The sequence below is a fragment of the Streptococcus sp. DD10 genome (assembly GCF_001578805.1).
GTDB lineage: Bacteria > Bacillota > Bacilli > Lactobacillales > Streptococcaceae > Streptococcus.
The window spans coordinates 27345-30299 of the sequence record NZ_KQ969163.1 but is presented as its reverse complement, the minus strand read 5'-3'; the positions used below and the strand labels follow the sequence as shown (position 1 = coordinate 30299).

The 2955-nt window shown below is 43.0% G+C and carries 3 protein-coding genes; all 3 read left to right on the top strand.

The window, feature by feature from the left end; translation table 11 throughout:
- On the top strand, positions 1–770 hold a 770-nt coding region (locus STRDD10_RS08005), incomplete at its 5' end, for a metal ABC transporter permease (protein WP_082782077.1).
- A gap of 131 nt (positions 771–901) precedes the next feature.
- Positions 902–1840 carry a metal ABC transporter substrate-binding protein gene (locus STRDD10_RS08000; protein WP_067194828.1) on the top strand — a complete coding sequence of 313 codons (939 nt, stop codon included), beginning with the start codon at positions 902–904 and terminating at the stop codon, positions 1838–1840.
- 166 nt (positions 1841–2006) lie between these two features.
- Positions 2007–2681, top strand: coding sequence for a metal-dependent transcriptional regulator (locus STRDD10_RS07995; protein ID WP_067194825.1), 675 nt, complete (start codon positions 2007–2009; stop codon positions 2679–2681).
- Positions 2682–2955: the final 274 nt, after the last annotated feature.

Sequence of the window (2955 nt, the reverse complement as noted above, 5' to 3'; positions counted from 1 at the left end):
GCATTGTGGCAGGTGCCGTAGGTTGTTTTATTATCCTCCGAGGCATGTCTTTAATGGGGGATGCCATTTCTCATGCGGTGTTGCCTGGTGTCGCTTTGTCCTTTATCTTGGGGATTAACTTTTTCATCGGCGCCATCGTCTTTGGGCTATTGGCTTCGACCATTATCACCTATATCAAGGGGAATTCCATCATCAAGAGCGATACGGCGATTGGGATTACCTTCTCTAGCTTTTTAGCCTTGGGGGTCATTCTCATCGGGGTGGCTAACAGCTCGACCGACCTTTTCCATATCCTCTTTGGGAATATCCTAGCTGTCCAGGACATTGATATGTGGATTTCGATTGGAGTCGCTATTATCGTCCTCCTGGCTATCGCAATTTTCTATCGTCCCTTGCTCCTCACCTCTTTTGACCCTATTCTAGCTAAAGCTATGGGAGTTAAGGTCAACTTCTATCACTACTTACTCATGGTACTCCTGACTCTCGTATCCGTTACTGCCATGCAGAGTGTGGGGACGATTCTGATCGTCGCTATGCTGATCACACCAGCAGCGACTGCCTACCTCTATGCCAATAGCCTAAAAACCATGATTTTCCTATCATCAGGACTGGGGGCATTTGCTTCTGTATTAGGACTCTTTATCGGCTATACTTTTAATATCGCAGCAGGTTCTAGCATCGTTTTAACCTCTGCTATCCTCTTTCTCATCAGCTTTTTCCTTGCTCCCAAGCAAGGAGGCCTGAGAACATCCAATCTTGTTAAAAAATAATTTAATTGAACTAGGGCTAAACACTGGGTGAAAACAGGAAACTTCCTTTTGTTCATCAAACACCATGTCAATTTCCTATTTTCACCGTGTGTTTGATACCTTAGTATCTTAGAAAAGGAGATTAGAAAGATATGAAAAAAATTCTTTCAACCCTCGCCCTGCTATCTGTGGCACTATTTGCCTTGGTAGCTTGTGGCACCAGCACCAAGTCCAGCAATTCTAGTGATCCTGGCAAGCTCAAGGTCGTTGCGACCAACTCCATCATCGCAGATATTACCAAAAATATCGCGGGTGACAAGATCGACCTCCACAGTATCGTACCTGTCGGCAAAGATCCTCATGAGTACGAACCACTTCCTGAAGATGTCCAAAAAACCTCTCAGGCTGACCTTATCTTCTACAACGGCATTAACCTGGAAACAGGTGGTAACGCTTGGTTTACTAAGCTAGTTAAAAATGCCAAAAAGACTGAAAACAAAGACTATTTTGCAGTCAGTGATGGTGTGGATGTCATCTATCTAGAAGGAGAGTCTGAAAAAGGTAAGGAAGATCCTCACGCTTGGCTCAACCTCGAAAATGGCATCATCTTTGCCAAAAACGTCGCCAAACAATTGAGTGCCAAAGACCCTAAAAACAAGGACTTCTACGAGAAAAATCTAGCTGACTATACAGCCAAACTGGACAAACTGGACCAAGAAGCCAAGGAGAAATTCAACAACATCCCTGCTGATAAGAAGATGATTGTCACCAGCGAAGGCTGCTTCAAATACTTCTCTAAGGCTTACGGTGTGCCATCTGCCTACATCTGGGAGATTAACACCGAAGAAGAAGGAACTCCAGACCAAATCAAGACCTTGGTCGAAAAACTGCGTCAAACTAAGACACCAGCCCTCTTTGTCGAGTCTAGTGTCGACGATCGTCCGATGAAAACTGTCTCAAAAGACACCAATATCCCTATCTACGCAAAAATCTTCACCGACTCTATCGCTGAAGAAGGGCAAGATGGCGACAGTTACTACAGCATGATGAAATACAATCTGGATAAGATTGCAGAAGGTTTAAGTAAGTAATACTAAAGCAGCACAAAATAGAGGCTCGAACAATACCAACTGAGTTCCGTAATAAACTAATAACACAGGAGATGATGGAGGAGATGCCTCACCTCTATATACTAAAGCTAGAGAAATCTAGCTTTTTTTGCTATACTAGATTCATAAGAGAAACGAAGGAAAAAACATGACTCCCAATAAAGAAGACTACCTCAAGTGCATCTACGAGATTAGTACTCAGGTCGAAAAGATTAGCAATAAGGAAATCGCAACCCGTATGCAGGTATCGCCACCTGCTGTGACAGAGATGATGAAAAAATTGATTGCAGAGGAATTTCTAGTAAAGGACAAGAAAAAAGGCTATATCCTGACCGAGCAAGGACTGCACAGTGTCTCTGATCTCTACCGCAAGCACCGTTTGATTGAGGTCTTTTTAGTGAAAAATCTAGGATACACGACGGATGAGATTCACGAGGAAGCTGAGGTGCTGGAGCATACGATCTCAGATCGCTTTGTCGAAGGTCTGGACAGGATGTTAGACTATCCCAAAACCTGCCCACACGGAGGAACGATTCCTGCAAAAGGGGAGCAGCTTCAGGAGATACACACCCAGACCCTTGCTCAAACAACAGAAAAAGGTCATTATCTCCTTCACCGAGTACAAGACTCCTTTGAATTACTCAAATATCTGGAGCAGATTAACTTACAGATTGGAGACAGTATCGAACTGACCGATTATGATTCTTTTACCGATCTCTACAGCCTAACTGTAAAAGGACAACCACTTCAAATCAATCACACCGTTGCAGATAGTATTTATGTAGAAAAATGGAGTAAAGAGAATACTCCGACTGATGAATAGATTGAGCGACTGTGGTTTCCTATATTTTTATAAGCTGGCTACTCAGGAGATTTGTTAGGATAAGATAGAAAATTGCGGGTAAACTGATACTCAATGAAAATCAAAGAGCAAACTAGGAAACTAGCCGCAGGTTGCTCAAAACACTGTTTTGAGGTTGCAGATGGAAGTTGACGTGGTTTGAAGAGATTTTCGAAGAGTATAAGTTATCAGGACCCCACTTTGTAAGTGTAAACCACCTTTTCTCGCTCTCAGCATCTATAAAAAACCAGCAGTT